The following is a 2,446-nucleotide window of genomic DNA, read 5'->3' as shown; positions in this document are numbered from 1 at the left end:
AGCCGCTCCGCCTGGCCGCCGGGCAGGTCGTCGACGCCCTCGAGCGTCTCCCCGGCGCACAGCGCGCACGCGGTCAGCCCGGGCAGGCTGCCGTCCGCGGGAAGGCGGTCGGCGGGGGAGTCGTCGTGCGGCACCGGACGACGGTACGTGATCGCGCGGGACGCCTCCTCGTTACCGCCGCTCACAGCGCGTTCAGCAGGTTCTGCATCTCCGTGATCTCCGCCGTCTGGTCGTCGACGATCGTCCGCGCGAGCCGCATCGCGTCGGGGTGCGTGCCGTCGGCGAGCTCGGTCTCCGCCATCGTCACGGCACCGCGGTGGTGGGCGATCATGAGGTCGAGGAACGCGCGGTCGAACGCGACGCCCTCCAGCCCGTCGAGCGACCCCATCGCCTCGTCCTGGCCCATGCCGTGCATGTCCATCCCGCCGTGGTCCATCCCGCCGTGGTCCATCCCGTCCGGTGCGTCCTCGTCCCACGCCGCGAGCCAGCCGCTCATCAGCGCGATCTCGGGTCCCTGCGCGTCGGCGATGCGCCGCGCGAGGTCGCGCACCTCCGGCGTGACGGCGCGGTCGGCGGCCAGCTCGGCCATCTCGATCGCTCCCTCGTGGTGGACGACCATCATCTGCGCGAACCAGGTGTCGGTCTCGTCGTGACGGGCGTCGACGGGCTGCGTGGTGCTCGTCGGGCGGTCCGGTCCCGCGGCGCTCTCCGCCGGGTCCCCGCCGGCGCACGCGACGAGGGTGGTGACGAGGGTCAGGGCGGCGGCCGCGCCGACGGCGCGACGGACGGTGGTGCTCACGGGACGGGTCCTTCCGGGTGCGGTGCGTGCCCCCGGGCGCCTCGCTCGACGCCCGGAGACGGCCACTCTCGCTCGCGCGCACCGCACGGCGGCTCGTCGTCGGATCAAGGTTCGATGAAGGTCCCGGGTCCGACGCGTCGTGCCGGACAAGATGGTGACGTGAGCACCACGCCGTCCGCCCCCGCGCGCCGGGCCGTCGTCGTCGACGACGAGGAACCGCTGGCCCGCCTCGTCGCGGGGTACCTCGAGCGCGACGGCTACGCGACGACGGTGTGCCACGACGGCGCGCTCGCGGTCGACGTGCTGCGCGAGGTGGACCCCGACCTCGTCGTCCTGGACCTCGGCCTGCCCGGCCTCGACGGCGTCGAGGTGTGCCGGCGGCTGCGCACGTTCTCCGACTGCTACGTCGTCATGCTGACCGCCCGTGCCGACGAGCTCGACACGGTCGTCGGCCTCTCCGTCGGCGCCGACGACTACGTGACCAAGCCGTTCAGCCCGCGCGAGCTCATGGCGCGCGTCGCCGCGCTCATGCGCCGCCCGCGACGTGCGGCACCGGCGGCCGCGGCCGAGCCGGCCGGGCGCCTGCTCGTGGTCGGCGACCTGCGGATCGACGTCGACGCGCGCGAGGTCGACCGCGGGGGTGAGGCGATACCGCTGACCCGCACCGAGTTCGACGTGCTCGCGGCGCTCGCGGACCGCCCGGGACGGGTCCTCAGCCGCCGCGCGCTCATCGACCTCGTCTGGGGTCCGGGCTGGGTGGGCGACGAGCACCTCGTCGACGTCCACGTCCTGCACGTGCGTCAGAAGCTCGGCGACACCGCGGAGGCGCAGCGGTACGTGCGGACGGTCCGCGGCGTGGGCTACCGGATCGGGACGGGTGCGTGACGCGCGGCGCGCGGCGCGGTGCGGCGGCGTGGGGCCTGGGCGCGCTGCTCGTGGGTGCGCTCGTCGTCGTGCTCGCGACCGCCGCCGTGACGGCGTGGCTGGTGGCGGCGGCCGTCGGGCCGGGCCTCTTCCACGAGCACATGATGAGCGCGGGCATGGCCGACCACGACGCCGCCGTGGTGCACGCCGAGCAGGCCTTCCAGGACGCGGGCACCGTGTCGCTCGCGCTCGCGCTCGGTGCCGCCGCGGTGGTCTCCGCGGTCGTCGGCGTGGTCCTCAACCGCCGCATCGGCCGGTCGCTCGCCACGGTCTCGACCGCGGCCGCGCGGGTCGGGGCGGGTGCCTACGAGTCCCGGGTCCCCGAACCGGGGCTCGGCACGGAGTTCGACGACCTCGCCCGGTCGTTCAACGCGATGGCGACCCGCCTGCACGAGTCCGACCGGCTGCGTGCCCGGCTGCTCGCGGACGTCGCGCACGAGGTGCGCACACCCGTCGCGACCATCGCCGGCTACCTCGAGGCGATCGAGGACGGCGTGCAGCCGCTCGACGAGGACACGCTCGCCGTGCTGCGGGAGCAGAGCGCGCGGCTCACGCGGCTCGCCGACGACCTCGCGGCCGTGACGCACGCGGAGTCGGGCGACCCCCAAGGCGGAGCGGTCAACGGCTCCCGACGCGGACACGGTCCTGCACGAGCCGACCTGCCATGAGTCGGCGGCACCTACGACGGAAGGGCCCACACGATGACGTCCGGAACCGCCGCAC

3 protein-coding genes are annotated in these 2,446 nt (G+C 75.1%); 2 read left to right on the top strand and 1 reads right to left on the bottom strand.

Annotated elements, in window-relative coordinates:
- Window positions 1-181 precede the first annotated feature (181 nt).
- Entirely contained in the window at window positions 182-799 is a 618-nt protein-coding gene (locus HGA02_RS16290; protein ID WP_168680149.1) for a DUF305 domain-containing protein, read from the bottom strand.
- Between the two features lie 114 nt (window positions 800-913).
- On the opposite strand from HGA02_RS16290, the gene HGA02_RS16285 reads away from it, so the two are divergent.
- Both HGA02_RS16285 and HGA02_RS16280 read left to right on the top strand, forming a co-directional pair.
- Window positions 914-1,684 (top strand): response regulator transcription factor, encoded by a 771-nt coding sequence (locus tag HGA02_RS16285; protein WP_168680147.1) that lies wholly within the window; start codon window positions 914-916, stop codon window positions 1,682-1,684.
- Window positions 1,681-2,391, top strand: a complete 711-nt coding sequence (locus HGA02_RS16280) for a HAMP domain-containing protein (RefSeq protein ID WP_168680145.1) — start codon at window positions 1,681-1,683, stop codon at window positions 2,389-2,391. Before HGA02_RS16285 ends, HGA02_RS16280 begins: the two co-directional genes overlap by 4 nt.
- Window positions 2,392-2,446 lie beyond the last annotated feature (55 nt).

Origin of the sequence: Cellulomonas septica (assembly GCF_012396155.1) — a bacterium.
GTDB lineage: Bacteria > Actinomycetota > Actinomycetes > Actinomycetales > Cellulomonadaceae > Cellulomonas > Cellulomonas septica.
Note: the sequence above shows the minus strand (reverse complement) of the source record. Positions and strands in the feature narration are given on the sequence as shown.

Bases quoted from the DNA above. Each gene is read 5' to 3' on its own strand.
- HGA02_RS16285 (WP_168680147.1), top strand. From the start codon at position 914: ATGAAGGTCCCGGGTCCGACGCGTCGTGCCGGACAAGATGGTGACGTG.